The 18,637-nt window shown below is 41.3% G+C and carries 20 protein-coding genes; all 20 read right to left on the bottom strand.

Going from position 1 to position 18,637, the window contains the following annotated elements; genetic code table 11:
* Positions 1 to 5: 5 nt before the first annotated feature.
* The 20 genes from J2Z37_RS07405 to J2Z37_RS07310 all read right to left on the bottom strand — a co-directional run bounded on the left by J2Z37_RS07405 (position 6) and on the right by J2Z37_RS07310 (position 18,513).
* Positions 6 to 2,048 carry a chemotaxis protein CheA gene (locus J2Z37_RS07405; RefSeq protein ID WP_209809612.1) on the bottom strand — a complete coding sequence of 681 codons (2,043 nt, stop codon included), beginning with the start codon at positions 2,046 to 2,048 and terminating at the stop codon, positions 6 to 8.
* Between the two features lie 17 nt (positions 2,049 to 2,065).
* Positions 2,066 to 3,187, bottom strand: coding sequence for a protein-glutamate methylesterase/protein-glutamine glutaminase (locus J2Z37_RS07400; protein WP_209809611.1), 1,122 nt, complete (start codon positions 3,185 to 3,187; stop codon positions 2,066 to 2,068).
* Positions 3,188 to 3,216: 29 nt separating this feature from the next.
* The gene (locus tag J2Z37_RS07395; protein WP_209809610.1) at positions 3,217 to 3,579 is read right to left on the bottom strand and encodes a response regulator; all 363 of its coding nucleotides are present in this window, start codon (positions 3,577 to 3,579) and stop codon (positions 3,217 to 3,219) included.
* Between the two features lie 207 nt (positions 3,580 to 3,786).
* Complete coding sequence (fliS, locus tag J2Z37_RS07390; RefSeq protein ID WP_209809609.1) at positions 3,787 to 4,170, bottom strand: flagellar export chaperone FliS; 384 nt, start codon at positions 4,168 to 4,170, stop codon at positions 3,787 to 3,789.
* Between the two features lie 49 nt (positions 4,171 to 4,219).
* A complete protein-coding gene (locus J2Z37_RS07385) occupies positions 4,220 to 4,570 on the bottom strand; it encodes a flagellar protein FliT (RefSeq protein WP_209809608.1) in 351 nt (116 codons plus the stop codon).
* A gap of 10 nt (positions 4,571 to 4,580) precedes the next feature.
* Entirely contained in the window at positions 4,581 to 6,200 is a 1,620-nt protein-coding gene (gene fliD, locus J2Z37_RS07380) for a flagellar filament capping protein FliD (RefSeq protein ID WP_209809607.1), read from the bottom strand.
* A gap of 11 nt (positions 6,201 to 6,211) precedes the next feature.
* Entirely contained in the window at positions 6,212 to 6,562 is a 351-nt protein-coding gene (flaG, locus tag J2Z37_RS07375) for a flagellar protein FlaG (protein WP_209809606.1), read from the bottom strand.
* A gap of 178 nt (positions 6,563 to 6,740) precedes the next feature.
* Entirely contained in the window at positions 6,741 to 7,877 is a 1,137-nt protein-coding gene (gene fliY / locus J2Z37_RS07370) for a flagellar motor switch phosphatase FliY (RefSeq protein WP_209809605.1), read from the bottom strand.
* A complete protein-coding gene (gene fliM / locus J2Z37_RS07365) occupies positions 7,870 to 8,865 on the bottom strand; it encodes a flagellar motor switch protein FliM (RefSeq protein ID WP_209809604.1) in 996 nt (331 codons plus the stop codon). Before fliM ends, fliY begins: the two co-directional genes overlap by 8 nt.
* Positions 8,866 to 8,889: 24 nt before the next feature.
* The gene (locus J2Z37_RS07360) at positions 8,890 to 9,312 is read right to left on the bottom strand and encodes a flagellar basal body-associated FliL family protein (protein WP_209809603.1); all 423 of its coding nucleotides are present in this window, start codon (positions 9,310 to 9,312) and stop codon (positions 8,890 to 8,892) included.
* Between the two features lie 79 nt (positions 9,313 to 9,391).
* Entirely contained in the window at positions 9,392 to 10,204 is an 813-nt protein-coding gene (gene flgG / locus J2Z37_RS07355; protein WP_209809602.1) for a flagellar basal body rod protein FlgG, read from the bottom strand.
* 15 nt (positions 10,205 to 10,219) lie between these two features.
* The gene (flgD, locus tag J2Z37_RS07350; RefSeq protein WP_209809601.1) at positions 10,220 to 10,639 is read right to left on the bottom strand and encodes a flagellar hook assembly protein FlgD; all 420 of its coding nucleotides are present in this window, start codon (positions 10,637 to 10,639) and stop codon (positions 10,220 to 10,222) included.
* A 15-nt stretch (positions 10,640 to 10,654) separates the two neighbouring features.
* Entirely contained in the window at positions 10,655 to 12,034 is a 1,380-nt protein-coding gene (locus J2Z37_RS07345; RefSeq protein WP_209809600.1) for a flagellar hook-length control protein FliK, read from the bottom strand.
* 109 nt (positions 12,035 to 12,143) lie between these two features.
* Positions 12,144 to 13,016, bottom strand: a complete 873-nt coding sequence (gene flgL, locus J2Z37_RS07340; protein ID WP_209809599.1) for a flagellar hook-associated protein FlgL — start codon at positions 13,014 to 13,016, stop codon at positions 12,144 to 12,146.
* A gap of 24 nt (positions 13,017 to 13,040) precedes the next feature.
* Complete coding sequence (flgK, locus tag J2Z37_RS07335; protein WP_209809598.1) at positions 13,041 to 14,498, bottom strand: flagellar hook-associated protein FlgK; 1,458 nt, start codon at positions 14,496 to 14,498, stop codon at positions 13,041 to 13,043.
* A 14-nt stretch (positions 14,499 to 14,512) separates the two neighbouring features.
* Positions 14,513 to 15,010 carry a flagellar protein FlgN gene (locus J2Z37_RS07330; RefSeq protein ID WP_209809597.1) on the bottom strand — a complete coding sequence of 166 codons (498 nt, stop codon included), beginning with the start codon at positions 15,008 to 15,010 and terminating at the stop codon, positions 14,513 to 14,515.
* A 9-nt stretch (positions 15,011 to 15,019) separates the two neighbouring features.
* A complete protein-coding gene (locus J2Z37_RS07325) occupies positions 15,020 to 15,301 on the bottom strand; it encodes a flagellar biosynthesis anti-sigma factor FlgM (RefSeq protein WP_209809596.1) in 282 nt (93 codons plus the stop codon).
* Positions 15,302 to 15,422: 121 nt separating this feature from the next.
* Positions 15,423 to 15,848 carry a TIGR03826 family flagellar region protein gene (locus J2Z37_RS07320; protein WP_209809595.1) on the bottom strand — a complete coding sequence of 142 codons (426 nt, stop codon included), beginning with the start codon at positions 15,846 to 15,848 and terminating at the stop codon, positions 15,423 to 15,425.
* 32 nt (positions 15,849 to 15,880) lie between these two features.
* Positions 15,881 to 16,456, bottom strand: coding sequence for a DUF6470 family protein (locus J2Z37_RS07315; protein ID WP_209809594.1), 576 nt, complete (start codon positions 16,454 to 16,456; stop codon positions 15,881 to 15,883).
* Positions 16,457 to 16,467: 11 nt separating this feature from the next.
* Positions 16,468 to 18,513, bottom strand: a complete 2,046-nt coding sequence (locus J2Z37_RS07310) for a flagellar assembly protein A (RefSeq protein ID WP_209809593.1) — start codon at positions 18,511 to 18,513, stop codon at positions 16,468 to 16,470.
* Positions 18,514 to 18,637 lie beyond the last annotated feature (124 nt).

The following is an 18,637-nucleotide window of genomic DNA, read 5'->3' as shown; positions in this document are numbered from 1 at the left end:
TTTCATCATTTTATCAGCTGGTTACAGTCCACTATGAGTGCTACTTTTCCGTTCCCAAGGATTGTTGCCCCTGATACGGCAAAAACATTCCCAAGATATCTCCCCAACGACTTCAAAACAATTTCTTGTTGACCAATAAATGAGTCGACAACAAGACCTGCCATCTTATCCCCTTTTCGAATAATCAGCACAGAGATCTGTTCTTTATGGGCAGTAAATTCCTCAGATATTTGGAAAATCCGGTCCAAGTACACCAAAGGTACAACTTTTCCGCGGAAATCGATGACATCCTGCTGATGAGCCCTCATAATTTGACCTTTGTCGAATACAGCTGTTTCAATGATAGAACTGAGCGGAACAGCAAAGATTTCACTGCCCACATCTACTAGCATGGAAGAAATAATTGACAAAGTCAGTGGGAGTTGGATCAAAAACGTTGTCCCTTTTCCCGGAACAGAGTCGACACTAACCGCTCCGCCTAACACTTCTATTTTTGTCTTTACAACATCTAAACCGACGCCTCTACCGGATATATCTGATAATTTTTCTGCGGTACTAAACCCTGCAGAGAATAAGAGATCATACACTTGTTTATCTGTTAAAGAAGAACTTTGTTGCTCGCTAACAATTCCTTTTTCTATAGCTTTCTTTAGAACTTTAGCACGATTAATTCCTCTTCCGTCATCCTTTACTTCAATAAAAACATGGTTTCCACTATGAAAGGCCTTAAGCAGGATCGTACCCATTTCTGGTTTTCCAGCTTTTTTACGTTCCTCTGGACTTTCCACTCCGTGGTCGATAGAATTTCGTAAAAGATGGACTAAAGGATCACCAATTTCATCAATTAAGGTACGGTCTAATTCTGTCTCCGCCCCTTCAATTTGTAACGTGAGGTTCTTTTGAAGTTCTCTGCTTAAATCACGGACCATTCGCGGAAAACGGTTAAAGACCTGTTCAACAGGAATCATTCTCATGTTTAAAATGATATTTTGCAGATCACCAGTAATTCGGTTCATATGTTCAACGGTTTCGCTTAAAGGACCATTAAGTAGTTCTTTTGCTAATTGATCGAGTCTCCCACGATCGATGACAAGTTCACTAAATAAATTCATTAAGACATCCAAACGTTCAATATCAACACGGATTGTCTTGCTTGTGGTATGTTTTTTCTGCCCATTGGTGCTATCACCAGTCACCGGCAGATTTCCATTAGCCGAAGATTGGTCTGAAGCTTTGGGAGATTGTAGACTTTGTTCGTGTTCCTCTTTCTTATTCTCTTTTGCTTCTGATTTTAGATCAATGGTTCGTATTTCTGCTGAATCAATCTCAGAAACATTCAACACAATTTTTTTCAGTTCCTCTTCACTTTTGTGGGTAAGGATCACAAGATCAAAAGACTTGTCGAATTTTTCTTCTTCTAATTCCTCTACAGAAGGGATACACTTAATAATTTCTCCAACGGACTCCAGGCTGTTGTAAACCATGTAAGCCCGCGCCGCCTTAAGAACACAATCGTTGCGTACTGTTGTTTTGATCCATAAAGCGGAGTAACCACTCTCAATAGATTGCTTCAGAACTGTCATTTCATATTCATCGAATGGAATTTCCTCCTGAGCGATAGGGTCTTCATTCTGTGCGGAATCTCCAATGGCCTGTGTCGAAGCTGTCTCCCCCTTCAGGATTCTTCTCAATCCATTTACCGCTTCTGATACATCAAACCGACCGTCTCCGTTTTCCGAGATCGAATATACCATCCCTTCTAATATATCAACGCACTGGAATATGATGTCCATGATATCTGGACGAATGGCCATCTTCCCACTTTTCACTTGATCCAATACGTTCTCCATTTCATGGGTTAATTTAGCCATATCTTCAAAGCCCATCGTTGCCGCCATTCCTTTAAGGGTGTGAGCGGAACGGAAGATTTCATTCACCTCATCCATGCTGGATGGCTTATTCTCTAGCACAAGCAAGTGATCATTAATGGACTGTAAATGTTCTTTGGACTCTTCCAGAAACATATCAAGATATTGATTCATTTCCATCATTCTTCCCCTCCTTTCTATAGTTTGCCGTAATTATTTGTTATTTTTGTGAGATAAGAACCTATCTGAAAGAGCGGTAAAACTGTATCTATATTTCCAGAGGAGATGGCTGCCCTTGGCATACCAAAGACAACACAAGTACTTGCGTCTTCAGCAATTGCTTCTTTACACCCTGTTTCTTTTAGGTTTTTTAAACCGTTTGTTCCGTCACTTCCCATTCCAGTCAAGATCACAGCAAATTTGCTTACATGTTGGACCTTGGCAAGGGAGTCAAACAATACATCAACAGAAGGTCTATGTCCACTCTTGGGTTCCCTTTGGTTTAAGGTAATAACTAATTCACCGTCCCGGCCATCTTTAACCTCCATATGATAGCTTCCAGGAGCAATATAGGCGTACCCCGCCTTTGCGATCATACCATCTTCAGCTTCAACCACTTGAATTTCACATAATGAATTTAACCTCTCAGAAAGAGATTTAGTAAAACCGGGAGGCATATGCTGTACAATAAATATAGCTGCATTGAGTTGTTTTGGGAGATTCTTCAAAACCTGCTGCAATGCATTCGGCCCACCAGTAGAAGAACCAATAGCAATTAAATGGGGGATCCCAGATGGAGATCTTTGTTCCCTTATATGATTTGGGCTTGATTTCTTACTTAACAACGGCTCCATCTTTACGGGTGGTGCAGCAGGAGTTACGTTCCCATGTGAAAATTTCGTCTGTTTCCCAAGAATCCTTGCTTTTGATGCTGCGATAACTTTCCCGATGATCTGCTCTTGTACCTTATGTATATCGAGAGAAATAGGTCCTGATGGTTTTGGGATAAAATCCACTGCCCCAAGCTCAAGGGCTTCAAAAGTAGCTGTGGCGCCTTCTTGAGTTAAACTACTAATCATAATTACGGGGAGTGGTTGTGTCTTCATGACCATTTTTAGTGTTTCGATTCCATTCATTACAGGCATCTCTATATCAAGTGTCATAACATCGGGTCGAAGATCCTGGATTTTTTGGATCGCTTCCATACCATTCCTTGCTGTTCCTATTATTTCTATTTCTATATTGGATGAAAGAATGTCGGAAATAACCTTTCTCATGAAAGCAGAATCGTCAACGACCAAAACCCTTATTTTCTCCATCCATACATCTCCAATCTGCGAGATCTCCTTTAGCCAATAACTTTATTAATAGCCTCTAAAACACGATCTGCTTGGAAGGGTTTAACAATAAAATCCTTTGCACCTGCCTGGATGGCGTCAATTACCATGGCCTGTTGCCCCATAGCCGAACACATTATGATCTTTGCATTTGAATCTATCTTCTTTATCTCTTTCACCGCCGAAATGCCGTCCATTTCCGGCATCGTAATATCCATCGTCACCAAATCGGGATTAAGCTCTTTAAATTTTTCTACAGCTTGTACACCGTCACTAGCTTCTCCAACTACACTGAATCCATTCTTCGTTAAAATATCCTTGATCATCATTCTCATAAAAGCTGCGTCATCAACGATAAGAATTCTGTTAGCCATACTTTCCCTCCAGGAGTTATTTATCAATGATAGGAATAGTCCTTACTGTTATCTTTGATATAATCATAAAGTATCATTTTATTAATTAAATAATAGAGGAATAACTAGGAAAAAACAATAAACATCTGTCAAATATTCACAAAAATTGACGAAACATGAGAAAAAGACCAGACAAAAAACGTCTAAGTCTTTTCTCATCCTTTTTATTTAAGTACCTGCTGTTTTTTTTGCAATTTTCATTGCTTGTGCCCATGTTTCTTTTAACTCTACAGCCATTTCCTCTATCTCCAACAATTTCTCAAGATCCTTTTGAAGATTAGCTTGGACTAAACCATTTTTCATATAGTCATACAGGGGCATTAATTGCTTAGAGATCTCGTAATCCATGTTTAAAGTAAGCATAAGTTCGGAAAGGATATCCTGTGCACGAATGACATAATTATTAGCTTGTTCAATTTGTTTGTTTTCGATTTCTTTTTTTCCTTGTTTAATGAATTTAACTAACCCATTGTACAACATAAAAGTCAATTCTTCGGGCGAAGCTGTTTGTACCTGGTTTCTTTGATATTCAAGTGCTCTATTCGTTACCATATTGCTCCTCCTGTTCGGGCTAGACAGTCAACCACGTTTATAAGACATATCATTTTCTTTTGTCATAAAAGATTCCATCTGCCACTTGATACTCTTGTTGATACTGATTCCGAAGCATACGACCGTTATTTAAGGAACGAATTCTCCCCATCATTTCCTGTTTATGTAACTCCATTCTTGCTATCCATTTTTTATCAAGCGCTTGAATTTTCTCAATATAGGAGCGAATGGTCGAATTGAGCATAATCTCCCCTGCTGATTCATCAAGTGCGCTAATCCTCATAATCAGCTGTTCACGTTCATTTAAAAAACTTTCGAACTGCTCAGGGTCATCTTTTTCAACGGCCTCAAGGGTTAATTCATAATATTGTTTAAACCATTCTTCTTTTTGGTTTAACATTGTCTCCCACCTACATTCCGCCGCCGAACTGCTGCATCATCCATCCACTCTGTGAGTTTGCCTTCTGAATCGCTTTCTCCATGGCAGTGAATTGTCTCCAATAGCGATTTTCAACTTCAATCAAACGGTTTTGGAAAGCATCTATTCGATCGTCTATTTCACCAATGGCTTTCCCCATTAAACTAGTCGTTTCTGTAGCTCCAGCGAGCCCCGCCTTGTCTGTAATGTCTTTAATCGAGGCATTCAGTTGATCATAGAATCTCCAGGCAACTCCGCTGTTTTGGTATTTTGTGGAGTTATTAACGGTTGTGTCGGATTTATCACCCGTATCATAGGTTTTGGTGAAAAATTCTTTTACACTTTCAATATTATTGGTGATTGCTTCTTTTAATTTGTCCTCATTAATGACGAGTTTCCCATTATCGCGCCATTCGTCGCTGGGTTTAATTCCGATTTCACTTAACGTATCGAACTTGTCATTAGCCGCTCCGGATACCACATTATAAAGACTACTTCTTAATTTCACCAGGGCATTCGAGATGATATTATCATTTCGCAGCAAACCGCTCTTTGCTTTTTCTTCCCAAAGTTCAATTTCTTTGTCTTTCATGCTCTCTTTTTGATCTTCTAAAAGAGGCTGGTAATTCCGGTATCTCTTTTCATCAAGCTTGCCGTTTAACGTCTCAATCAATTCATTATATTTATCAACAAAGGTTTTAATATCGTTATAGATGGCTTCGGTATCGGTTTCTTTGTTGATAGTGACGGAGCCGGTGCCGCTTACCATTTCGGCCTTCAAGGTGAATTTTAATCCGTCGTAAACAAAGCTGTTTCCAGTTGTAGAAACGGTGGTTCCGTTGATGACGACGGTGCCGGGTTCTAGATCTTTTCCAATTACAACAGCATTAGCATCAGATGTCCCATCCTGTTTTAAAACATCAAATTTTGTAATGGTTGTCCCAGTACTATCTGAAAGGGATTCTTTAATCGATCCCTTTACAATTTTCAGAGGATTGTTACCATCTGCTGTTGTTACAGCAAAGTCGGCTGAGGCTCCAGTTGCAGTCGAAGTAAAAATAAGTCTCTTGTCACCTTCCGAATAACTAGCTGTAACACCTGTTTTATCAGAAAGACTGTTAATTCTGGAAATCACACTATTAACTGTATCAACATCTGCATCAACTTTTATTTCAGACTCCGTCCCGTCGGTATTTAACAATTTAAATGTGAAGTCTGTTCCACCATTTTTATTTATTAAATCATCTGGACTTAGACCTGTTGAGGCAAATTTCACAGAAGAAGGCTGCGCAGGCTTTGCAAATGACGCACTTGAAATAGTGTAACTATCTAGGCTTGGCTTGCCTACTTTGGTCACATCTACTTTTGACGTGTCCGAAGAACTCACCTTCGTTTGTGTAAAGGAAGATTGCAAACGAAGCTTCTCCATGGAACTTCGCAAGTCCATCAAGAGTGTATTGGTTTCGCGGTAGGCATCACGCTGCCAGTCTTTCCATTGCCTATCTTGCTTTAGTTTATTTAGTGGGATCCGTTCAGCATCCATTAACTTTTTTACAATCGACTCTGTGTCCATCCCGGAAGCAAGCCCACTAAAACGAAGTTCATTTATCATTCGGTTCCCCCCTAAACTCTAGTATCGATTAAAATCCCAATAGATTCCCGAATATGTGCTACTAGATCTAGAATCTTTTTAGAAGGAATTTCTCGAATCACTTCATTTTCCTGATCATCAATCACTTGAACATAGTACTCTCCAAGTTTTTCATGGTAATTAAATTTAATATGAGTGTTGCTCAACTCAAACATCCGATTTAACCCATCTACGGCTTTTTTAACTTCCTTTTCTGACGGATTCTTCTTCTGTTCCATTTCATCATTCATTTTTTCTTCTTGTTTTGGTTTACTTGAGTACTGGGAAGACTGTTTCATCTGATTCAAGTTTTTTGCTGCAGGTTGTATTCTTCCAACTTCCATTTCGACCCTCCCAAGCGAAATATTCCCTACTTTTTATATCGGCATATCATCTAACTTTCTTTAGTTTCAATCAGAGGGTAGATCAGGAGAAATATCCCCTCCCCCCACCAAACTAAGAGCACCAACCATCTAGAACACAAATAAAAAACCCTCAAATATGAGGGCTACAAAACTAGGATTATTGCAAGTTCTTCATCCGGTCTTGTTGGGATGTGATCTCCGTTAATCTCACGGCAAAGCTCTCGTCTACGACTACAACTTCACCTTTAGCTATGATTTTATCATTAACTAAAATATTCACTGGCTCCCCTGCCAATTTGTCTAACTCTACAACTGAACCGTCCGTTAGTTCAAGAATGTCTTTGATTTTCTTTGTCGCCCGACCCAACTCGACAGATACTTGCAAAGGTATATCCATTAATATATTTAAATTAAGCTCATTAAATTTTGCCGCAAGAGGGCTCTCTGGAATAGACGGAAATGAATAGGCCTGGGCATGGCTATTTGATGAAACAGCCGATTCAGCAACAGGTGCTTGAACCTTTTCTTGTTTCGGTGTTGGAATCTGTTCAGAAACAGGGGGCTGCGAGGCTTGTGCGGGTGGCACTTCCAAGACCGGTTCCTGCGGTTCTCCTAACAAAATCCCCACCATCCCTTTAGCAAACGACAAAGGGATCAACTGCATGATGTTAGAATCGATCAGTGTCCCAATTTTAAGTTGAAAGGACACATTGACTATAATCTGTTCCTCAATATAAAGATCATCCCCAGCGGAAAAATCTAATACCTGGATTCCTGGTGGGGAAATATTCACCATGCGATTGAACAAGGTTGACATGGAAGTGGCAGCTGAACCCATCATTTGATTCATCGCCTCTTGCACCGCACTTATATGCAGTTCAGACAGCTCCCCTTGTTCAGCTGTTCCACCTCCTCCCATCATTAGATCAGCAATAATTTTCGCATCTTCCTCTTTTAACACCAATAGATTCATGCCCTGGAATCCGTCCGTATAATTCACATTAATGCTAACATGGGGTCTTGGAAATTTATCAGCTAAATCCCGTTGCAGAAGCACTTCAATCGTTGGAGTCGTAATATCAACATCTTGTCCAAGCAGTATTGAAAGACTTGTTGCCGCATTTCCTAGGGATATATTGCCTATCTCACCTAACGCGTCTTGTTCCAACGATGTTAAATAATCATTTACTTCAACTTTCTTCTCTTCTTCCTTTATCTCTTCCAATTCTTCCCCGAAATTGCCACTAAGCAAAGCATTAATTTCTTCTTGGGAAAGTATCTTGTTATCACTCATTGTCTTCGACTCCTTCGTCTAGAACCTTTTCAATCCGTACAGCAATATGTCCTTTTTTCGTTCCGGGACGTCCGAGAAATTTGACATTTGGACCGATCCGAACATTTAGGCTGGCATCAATGGGTTGATTAAGCTGAATAATATCTCCGGCTTCTAGACATAAAAATTCCTCGATGGTAATCGAAGCCCTTCCCAACTCAACAATTAGAGGAAGGTCGATCCGTTTAACAGATCCTTTTAACAGTGCCACATCTTCACTGGAATCCGTTTTTCTTTGTTGTGACATCCACTGATGTGCGGTTAATTTTGGAATAATTGGTTCTAATGCGATATAAGGTAAACATAAATTCATAATTCCAGTTGATTCCCCAATTCTCACACTAAACGAGACAACGATAACCGTTTCATTAGGCGGAACAATCTGCATAAATTGAGGATTGGTTTCCAATTCCAAAAGCATTGGATCTATTTCAATAAGATCTTTCCACGCATCGTGGAAGACGTGTAAAAACCGTGTAAAGATTCTTTCCAAAACAACGGTTTCGATCTCTGTAAGTCCTGTTTTTCGTTCAACATAATTCAGTGCAACGGTTCCTCCAAAATAACGATTGAGCATCGCAAAAGTAATTTGTGGGTTCATTTCCAGCAACATTCGACCATTCAAGGTAGACCCCTCAAAACTTGCTAGAATTGTCATTTCTGGAATTGAACGCATAAATTCCTCATACGGAAGTTGGTCAACGGAGGCCACGTGAACATGAACCGAGGTCCGTAATTGGGCAGATAGAAAGGTAGTTAACAGGCGGGAAAAGCTTTCATGGATTCGAAATAAACTACGGATCTGATCTTTTGAAAAGCGTAATGCTCTTTTAAAGTCATAAACCTTGACTCTCTTCTGCTCTTCCTCTACAGGTTTTGCTTGTATTCCACCGGAAGACATGGCTGCCAATAGGGCATCAATTTCGTTTTGAGATAATACTTCGGCCAATTTCGTTCACCTCCCGCTGCACATCTATTGAAGAAGCTTCTTCGTTGTATAAACTTTTATGACCTGGCCCTCACTCATCAGCTGATTCAATTTATCCTGAATATTTTTTTCTAAATGGTTAATGCCTTCTTCCCCCCTTAAATCCTCGGCATTTTTCGAAGCTAATGTTTGTAGCATAATATGCCGGATCTGGAACATACGTTGACTAAGTTCCTCTTTTGCAGGGACAGAATCTGCCTGTAATTGAAATTTAACCTGGATAAACCCGCCAGATTTCAAATTGGTGGTCATATCCTGCGTTTCAATGACACTTTCCAGCAGTTTTTCCGCACTTAACGGCTTCTGTTTAGGTTCTTCTTCAGGCTTGACAAACCAATACCAGATGATAAAAGTTACAGTGGCCAGCAGCAGTATTGCTGATAATAGGAGTAATACATGTTTCCGCATTGTTTGAATAAACCACCTTAATGTGTCAGAAATCCAAAAACAAGGAAGAAAGAGGGAAATCCCTCTCCTTCCCCACCACCTATCGCTTCAAATTGACGATTTCTTCTAGAATTGAATCCGATGTTGTGATCGTCCTGGCATTAGCCTGGAAACCTCTCTGCGCAACAATCATTTCAGAGAATTCCTCAGTCAATTCAACATTTGACATTTCCAGTTGTCCTGAAATAATCGCACCAGCGTTATTTTCGGTCACTGGCAAGATCTCGAATTCTCCGTCCGGATTGGCATTTGGCGTCACCTCATAGAGGGAGCCCCCCACCTTCTTCAATCCGCCCGGATTATTAATCGTGGTTGTCCCAATCACTGCATACTCGGGTTCTGTTACACCTTCTGCATCCGTTACAACCACATTCCCATTCACATCAACGGAAAAGGAAGTATATTCTTCGCGAGGAATATTAATAATTCCCCCATCAGCGGATAAAACAAAATATCCTTGGGATGTTACCAAATTTCCATTGGCATCCCGAGTAAAATTACCTGCACGTGTTAAGTATTGCGGACCATCCTCTGTTGGCGCAACAACAAAATAGCCATCACCATCAATACTTAAGTCCGTGGTTAAATTCGTTGTTAAGGGGCTACCTGCGCTATGCACGACATCGATTGCTGCTGTCCGAACTCCCAGGCCGATTTGCCGTGGATTGATTCCGCCTGTTTCATCTCCAGGTGCAGTAGCACCTGCTACTGTTTGGCTTAAAATATCTTGAAACATGACTCGGCTTTTTTTGAACCCTACAGTATTTACATTTGCAATGTTATTCCCAATAACATCCAGTTTGGTCTGGAACCCTCTCATCCCGGATATTCCCGAATATAATGATGTAATCATGTATAATAGTCCTCCCTATGCTTCTGGTGTGCGGATCTGATAAGCTTTTTCTACTGGTACCTTTTGATTATCAACGATATAATAAAACGCACCGTCTTTTGCCGTTACCCCACTAACTATCCCTTTTTCGGATGTTTGCGTCTCCTCGTCCATCCAAGAAATCTCCTTGCCAATGGCGGCGGCATATGTATTTAAATTTTGTGTTTTAGTAAAATCAGTTAAAGTTTTATTTAAATTTATCATCTGTTCAAGAGAACTGAACTGTGTCATTTGTGCGATAAATTCACGATCCTGCATAGGTTGCATGGGATCTTGGTGTTGTATTTGTGCTACCAAAATTTTAAGGAAGTCTTCCTTCCCCATTTGATTCTTTTCTTCTTGGGTTCGAACGCCTTGATAATACCCAGTTTGGGTTGCACCGTTTACCGTTGGCACCCTAATCACTTCCTTTTAGGCGGTAAAATCTATGTTATTGTCTACTTGATCTCGCGTTGAATCTGCTCCATAAGCTGAAAGGTCCAAGCCAGCATCCGCGATTTCCTCATCGATTCGGATCTCTGAGTTAGACCCGGATTGTTGGTATTGCTTGTTTTCCCCCGATTTTTGCTGAGGTTGTCCCTGCTGATTCAAGAAACTCGAATCGTTTGATTGATACACCTCAAGCTTATCGACTTGGATGCCTTGTTGTTGCAGAGATGCTCTTAAGGAAGCTAATTGGGATTCTACCAAATCTCTTCCTGTTGCAGTATCCGTAATAAATTGGGCGATCATTTGTCCTTGCTGTATAGATATCTTGATATCTAATTGTCCAAGGTGTTCAGGATAGAGGGTCACTCTTGCTTCAGAACCTCCGGTTAAATGGGTGATTTTCATCTTGGAAATCAAAAAATCCATTGTATCCTGTACAAAATTTTCTCTATGTATCATTTCTTGGCCTGCTGTAGGTTGAATCTGGGCCATCCGTAAAAATCCAGCAGTACTTAATGGAACAGTGGGTATTGGATGATTCATTTTTGAACGATCCGGATTCATCTCTTCTAGTGATGTCTCGGCAGCAGTAGTAGATATCACCTGTTCGGATGCATTTGCAATAGAAGTTCGAAAGGGATTTAATACGGCCGCAGTCTTAGGTTCGATCACTCCATCTCTTCGCCCATGGAGCGAACCTTCTCCTGGTTTTGTCAAGAGATTCGTATTGAACGGATCATCCGTGGGCTTCCCATTAGATTGTACCTTTTGTTGATCGGGTGTAACCATTTCCTTACCCAACTGACTCCCAATCATCTCCGTCTGTCCATTCGATAGCTGTGCCATTTGCGGGTATGACTGAACCATCTCTTCCCATTGCTGGATATTTTGCATGACATTTTGCGGTAAACTTATCCCCTTCTGCTGAAGATCACGGAGCAAGTTTGTAAATTGTGTAAAGAAGGTTTGGAACTCCTTCTTCATCCAACCACTATCCTCCATTCCTTCTTGGACGCCGAGCAATGAAGAAAGATTATCCTCCATTAAAGCTGCATTTGCTTTAATGGTTGGATCTGGAATCACTGGAACTAATCCCGTTAAAACCTGAAGCATTGAATCCATTAAGTTCTCTATATCCTCTTCATCCATTTCTGGCAAGTTTAATAATTCAATAGAGCCTTCCTGTATACCTTCGGGAAGCGGTAAGTCCAATGCTTCATTACTGTTCATTAGCATGGACGATTGTTGCATTTGGGTAAGCAAAGCAGAAAAGGATAGATTGCCATCTGCTTGATTACTATTCCCTTTTCCCATTTGAGCATCTATTCCCATTGGCGAAACTCGCATTTCAATGGCTGCCAACAGTTCCACCTCCCCTTCATTCGACGGTCTTTGACAATATTATATATCAGACAGATCTAGCAATCTATCGAAACCTTAAATCTTATCCATCCAAATTGTTGAAAGAAAATCATCGTAAAAAATCAACCAATGTAGGCTGAATAATCCTTGAACCAGCAGATAAAGCTGCACGATGAACATTCTCCTGTGCCGTAAGTTCTGTAATCACTTGGGCTACATCAACATCCTCTGTGTCCGATAAGAGCTTCGTGGTTGTGACTTCTGTTTTATCTAAACGGGAAATCATCATTTCCATGCGACTCATATTTGCCCCAACCACCGCTCGTTCTTTTAATAAATTGTCCATTTGTTGGTCCAACCCATCCAAGCGTTGGTTTGGATTTACCCCGCTTTGCAAATCGGTGACAATCTGATCGATTTTCGTGAAAATATCAGGAAAAATATCTACACCGTTCACATTGACTTTCATTAAGTTACCTTGACCCACTTCCCATTTAATCTCATCGGTATTTTGATTGACAAAATTAGTACCGTCAAAAGGTTTACTTTGGGTTTTGGTATCTGTTCCTGCAAATATGAAACGATCTCCAATCATCGTATTGGCAATTTCCCCAATATGTTCTTTTAATTGTTTTACTTCTTGAGCAATTGCATCATATGACGTCTGCACATAGGTTTCGTTACTACCCTGGACGATCAGTTCGCGGACCCGATGTAATGCGTTGGTCACTTGATTGAGCGCTTCATCCGTAACATCAATCCACCCCAACCCATCTTCAGCATTCCGTTTATACTGTTCGATTTCGTTTAAACTTGAACGATACAGCATCCCTCTAGAGGCAACAACAGGGTCATCAGAAGGTCTGTTAATTTTCTTCCCGCTAGACAACTGATCCTGATATTTATCCATTGATCTATAACTTCGGTTTAAATTGTGAAGCATATTATTGCTCAACATACTCTGCGTGATCCGAACACTCATTCTCTCTCACCCACTTTTATCAGGCTATAACCCAACACGTCCCATGCCATTCACTACTTTGTCGATAGTTTCATCAATTGCGGTTACGAATCTGGCAGCTGCATTATAAGCTTGTTGGAATTTAATCATGTTAGTCATCTCTTCATCCAGCGAAACCCCTGACACGGATTGTCTTCGACTTTCAATCTGATTTACCAAGACCTCACTATTGTCTGCCATTCTTCCCGCTTCTTGGGACCTGATCCCTAACCCGGCAATCGTTGATCGATAAAAATCATCAATGGTGGAGGATTGCCCTCCTATATCTGCAATCGTTTTTGTTTTCAGGGAAGCTATTGCCTGGGCATTGCTTCCATCACCAACAGAGGGTACACCGTCGTCAGATGGCTTTGCTGCAGCAATCCGGTCCAATGATTCGGAAATTAGCGGATTCACGATCATCCGGCTCGCATCCTGCGGCGGCATCGTTGGATCATCCTTATCCACAAAAAACAGGATATTTGCAGGTGTGTTACGAGGGGGATTCGCCTGAATATCTTCTAAATTCAATCCCCCTTGATGAATCGCGTTCATTTCATTCGCTAGTGTGGTCGCATGGACGTTTAATTGCCCCCGAATAGAGGGAAGAATGTCTTCCATCCCTTCCTTTAGAGCAAGCAGCTCACCAGAAACTAGCTTCAATTCGCCCGCACCAAGATTTAGCTTTCCCCCGTTCGGGTCATAGGCAACTTGCTGGGCAGTGGTTCCGGCAACTAGTGTCTGGCCACCTGCTGTTATATTAACGATCCCGTTATCCCCTGGCTGAACCTTTACATCCACTAATTTGGACAATTCATCAATTAGCACATCCCTCTGGTCATAAAGATCATTAGGAGTATAGCCGTGTGGAACAAGCCTTTCGATTTGTCCGTTTAAATCTCTGATTTGATTGGCAATCGAATTGACCTGGTTAATCTTCGCTTCCATAATGGTAGACAAATCTGTTTCCAATTGATTAAGAGAGGTCGCCATTTGCCCATATGCATCTGCCACAGCAACTCCTCTTTCGCGGACAACAGCCCTAGCCGCTGAGCTTTCTGGATTCTTCGCAAGATCCTGCCATCCTTGCCAAAACTGATCCATCAATTTTTGCAATCCCGTATCGGACGGCTCATTCAAAACCTCTTCAATCTTGCTATAAATATCACTCGTTGTCTGCCAATAACCTAAAGATTGATTCTCCCCACGAATTTGATCATCAAGAAAACCTTCGCGGATCCGAGTAATCTCCGTTGTGTCTACCCCCGTGCCAAGTTGACGAGGGGATCGATCATTATTCATCCCTGGATAGGAAAGCGCCCTCGAAGCGACAAGTTCTACCCTCTGCCGGGTATATCCTTTGGTATTGGCATTGGCAATATTATGTCCCGTTGTACTTAAAGCAGATTGTTGAGCATACAAAGATCTCTTTCCGACCTCAAGCCCATGAAATGTGGACGCCATATTGTTTCTCTCCTTTATGCTTTCGTATCGAAAAAGCCCTGCTGGCGTCCATTGGGCTGCACGGCAGGTTCATCACCCTGAAAATACGTTGTAAAATGATCAGGTGTCTCTGTAAACAATTGCAGAGTAAAATCAATCCAAGATAAAGACTGTTCAATCAATTGTTGGCTTAAATGATTTTCCTGCCGCAGTTGTTCAATTCGAGAAGAAAGAAGCTGGCTAACTTTCCTTAAATCTTCCTTTTCCCGCATATTAGTTGCCAATTTTATTAAATCAGAAAGCCGGCACTGGTCGCTTTGAAACCCGTTCCTCTGCAGAAAGTTCTTGATGCAGTATTGTCTTTGCTGTTCTAATTCTTGAATTCTCTTTAAGTGTTTAGATTGTTCATAAAGACTCTTCATTAATTGCTCTGTCGAATCTTCCATAATTGCCTTTTGCTTCTCTTTCTCAAGAATAAAAAGAGCATCATGGGCAGCTACCAATTCCTCTAATACATGAATGATCTCTTGCATACGTACCCTCTATCCCTTCGTATGATTTTTCCATATGGAGAGTAATTTCTCCGCAATTTTTTCACTAGGAATATTATAAGTCCCCGCTGCAAGTTGATCTTTAAGGTCTTGTATGTGCGTTCTAGTATCGGTTTGATTCATTTCACCGAGCTTTAACCTTTCCTGAGCGTCAGCCGAAATCTCTAACTGATCTCCCTCTAAGCGTGCAGCGCTCTTTTTGTCGGGCAGCTTCTGCACCGATTTTTGATAAGATTGGAGCATGCCTAAACGATTCGCATCCTGTATTCTCATATCGGTCCTCCATTCGATAACGCCGTGCTTCTGCTTTACATTTATTATCGGTAGAAAGACGTGAAGCGTTTAATTCCAAATTTTTGTTCAGGTAGATGGATAGGAACTTCGATCCAAGGGATTAAACTTTGTATTTTGTTTGGTTAATATAAAATCCACCAGCCCTTTTTTCTTTTTCCGATTCTTGGTCATGTTCGCTTGTTTCCATTTCCTCTAATTCTTTTTTCCAATCGGAAGTACAACTTTCACAAAGACGCCCGCTGCGAATCATCGTTCCACAACCTTCGCAGGGGAAACTGAGATTGGGGATCTGGTCAATAAGAAGCCTTTTCTCACGAATAAATTCGGTAATCTGATCAACGGAAACTCCCGTTTTCTCACTCATTTCATTAATGGTAGCTTGACGATTTTCCTTGTTGCGCAAGTAGCGCACACAAACCTCAAAATCCTCCTCAACCTTCTTTAAACATCGCGGACAAACATCCTTGTATCGGTACACAAACAGTTCCCCACAACGTGAACAATTGCATAGTTCGTTTAAAGACATGGTTTCTTTCCTCCCCTATTGTCAGCTCATTATTATCCAATCTGATCAAGGTTGCCCCCGACAAAATCAATAGCAAGGCTTTCTTTTTGTTTCAAATACATTTCTACCTTCCCCGGTGAATATTCATGGATCGGTTTATGTGTTTGGGGCTCCATGAACGCTCCACCTTGCTCCCAATTAATGCTTATTTCAGCAGGTATAAAATTAAACGAGACGCTTCCGTATCCAGGCATAACCCCAAAGTTATACGGGATCGGACCTGGCGTTGTATTTTCTTTCGCAATCTGAGCTACCGGATTCCCGCCTTGTTCAATGGCAGCAAGGCGTTTTCCTTCCTGCACCCTGCGTGCAATGCCTTCCAGGGCTTGTCCTCGAGCCTGGGCGGAATTTTCTTCATTTAATGTAAATGGGTCCTTCAGATTTTGGTCATGCCAAGCCTGTCTTTGATCAATTTCCATCATCCCAGGCGTGCGTTCAATTGTTAATCTTGCAGGTTCTTGATGAAGATTCATCACTGCTTTAGGTTGTTCGATTTCCTGAGAAGGTTTGATTTGATTTAAGCCAATCTGTGCCCAGGTCTGTGTCAATCGAATTTGTGGGAATCTCATATTCTAGCTCCTTAATAAAATCGTAAATTTCCATTTTCATCAAGGCGTGCATGAATCTGGTTCGTGGGTTTATAGAAGGTATGTTTTCGATTTCCCACTTGAATTATCGTATCTTCCAACACCTTTTGGATTTTAACGGATTGATCTGATGGGACACAAATCAAAGTCGGCGACCCGCTTTTCGTTCCTGTTTCCTCGATGTCAGCTCCCATTGAAGCATAGATCTCCCCACCGCGTACAGAACCCTTCACCTCAACTCTGCCCCCTGCACGAATCACTGTTTGGTAACACCCCTGATCCGTAATTTTAACATCCCCACTGCAATAAATTTTGCTGTTTAGTGCATAAGGAATGAGAACCTCAGAGGTATGTTCGACCGAGATCTGGTTTAAGGTGATAAGCTCTTGAACGCGATGTCCCAGCCTCTTAAGATCTTGCACATTTTCCAGATGGCCAACATGTGCATAGACAATATCACGAACAAGACAAGTTGCTACATCCGTCCAGTCTGTCTCTAGTTTTTCTTTCTCTTTATTCACCTTGTCAGCCATAGCTTTAATGGAGGGAATGAGAGTTGAAAACTTCTTGTCTAAAATAATTCTTATCACTTCACTGAATTTCTTTGAGGCAAAACCAGACTCTTGAAAACCAGGGGAATGGATCAACTGCTCCAAAGATTGGGTCAGTCGGTTAAGATGTTCCATAATCTTCTCAAGCTGTTCCCCTAATTCGGTAATTAAAATATTCCCTTTTCCTGCATTCAGTGTACTGCTAATTACATTTTGAAATATTTCAATCGATTGTCCAGCAACAATTTCCGCCCTACTCACCGTACCACGGATTAGAATGGCTCCTTCCGCCTCGACCATCATTTCCTCGACCACATTTCCTGTGACTTCAACATCACCAATAAAGCGAATATTTCCAGAAGAAAGGTCTACGTCCTGTGCATGGGTCAATTTTGGGATGACCGAAACTTTCACAGTTAATCCTTTCCCTTCAATTTGTGGTCTGCCATATTCTGTAGCGATCACTTGTCCTTCTTCCTCCAACCATTGCGCCCCTTTCCCTGCGTGAACAGTGAGCGGATGGGCAGGGGCTGGAATAATCATTTCTCCCGTGATGGACAGGCCTGTTCGTCCCGGTTCAGGTAGATGAACCTTAGCGATTACTTCTCCATGATGGACGGATGGAATATATTGTAATTCCCGGTAATCAATTTTCCCATTTTCCCGTTCTTTTGGACCGCCCTTCTTCTTATCAACATCAACGAGGATCTCCAGCCATCCATGTTTCCCTTCGACCGCTGGCTCTCCCTTGGCAATGAGAAAAGATCCTTTTTCTTTAGCATTACATGCTTGCACCATTTCATGTTGGCGAAGTCCCGTCTTAATCCCTAGTTCTTGAAGTTTATTCATGATTTCCGGTAACTCCAAATCATTCGATGGGGTTTTATTGTCTTTTAGCTTCACTCTTAGAAATTTAGCAGGTGGTTGATCCTCAACAACGGGCACATTCTTAAAACCGGGCTGAATGTTCAGATAGGCCTCTGTTTTCTGTTGATCCAATGTAACGTCCCATACTGTTTCTTCCTCTTTCTCTTCTACTATGGTCTCTAACACATCATTGTCCCTGATTGGACTGGCATCGTGGATTTGCTGACCGTTTTTGAAAAGGATCATACCTGGACTTGGGCATATGGTTGGATAGTGACCTAGCGAACAGGAGAATTCTATCTGCCCGTTTGTGATCCAAACCAGCCCATCTTGTTCGCTATTTGCTGGCGCCATCGAATCAGAAGATTCAATATGGGAGGGATTTAATTGGGTAGGAGGGGTCTCCACGAATGTAGTTGGATCTATGTGGTTCTGATCTGGATTTTCATTTAGTATGGTTAATCGAACAACTGCGGGTTTCGCTCCCCATCCAAGTATACTTTTCTTTCCTTCCTCAAGGACTACTATACTTACCTCCTCTCTTGCAGCATTCAATAAGCTCAGGCCTATTTCGATTGCTTCATTTACGGTTTTGCCTTCTGACACCACATTTCGCTGCATGTTTTTCCACCCTTCAATAATAGCGGTACTAGAGCTAGTCTTCTGAAAACATTCCCAAAACTATTTTAAAACAAAAACCCCCTTTTCAATAGAGAGGGTTTATGAAAAGAAAGGCAAATTTAAG

The organism is Ammoniphilus resinae, from assembly GCF_017873965.1.
Taxonomy (GTDB): Bacteria; Bacillota; Bacilli; order Aneurinibacillales; family RAOX-1; genus Ammoniphilus_A; species Ammoniphilus_A resinae.
Note: the sequence above shows the minus strand (reverse complement) of the source record. Positions and strands in the feature narration are given on the sequence as shown.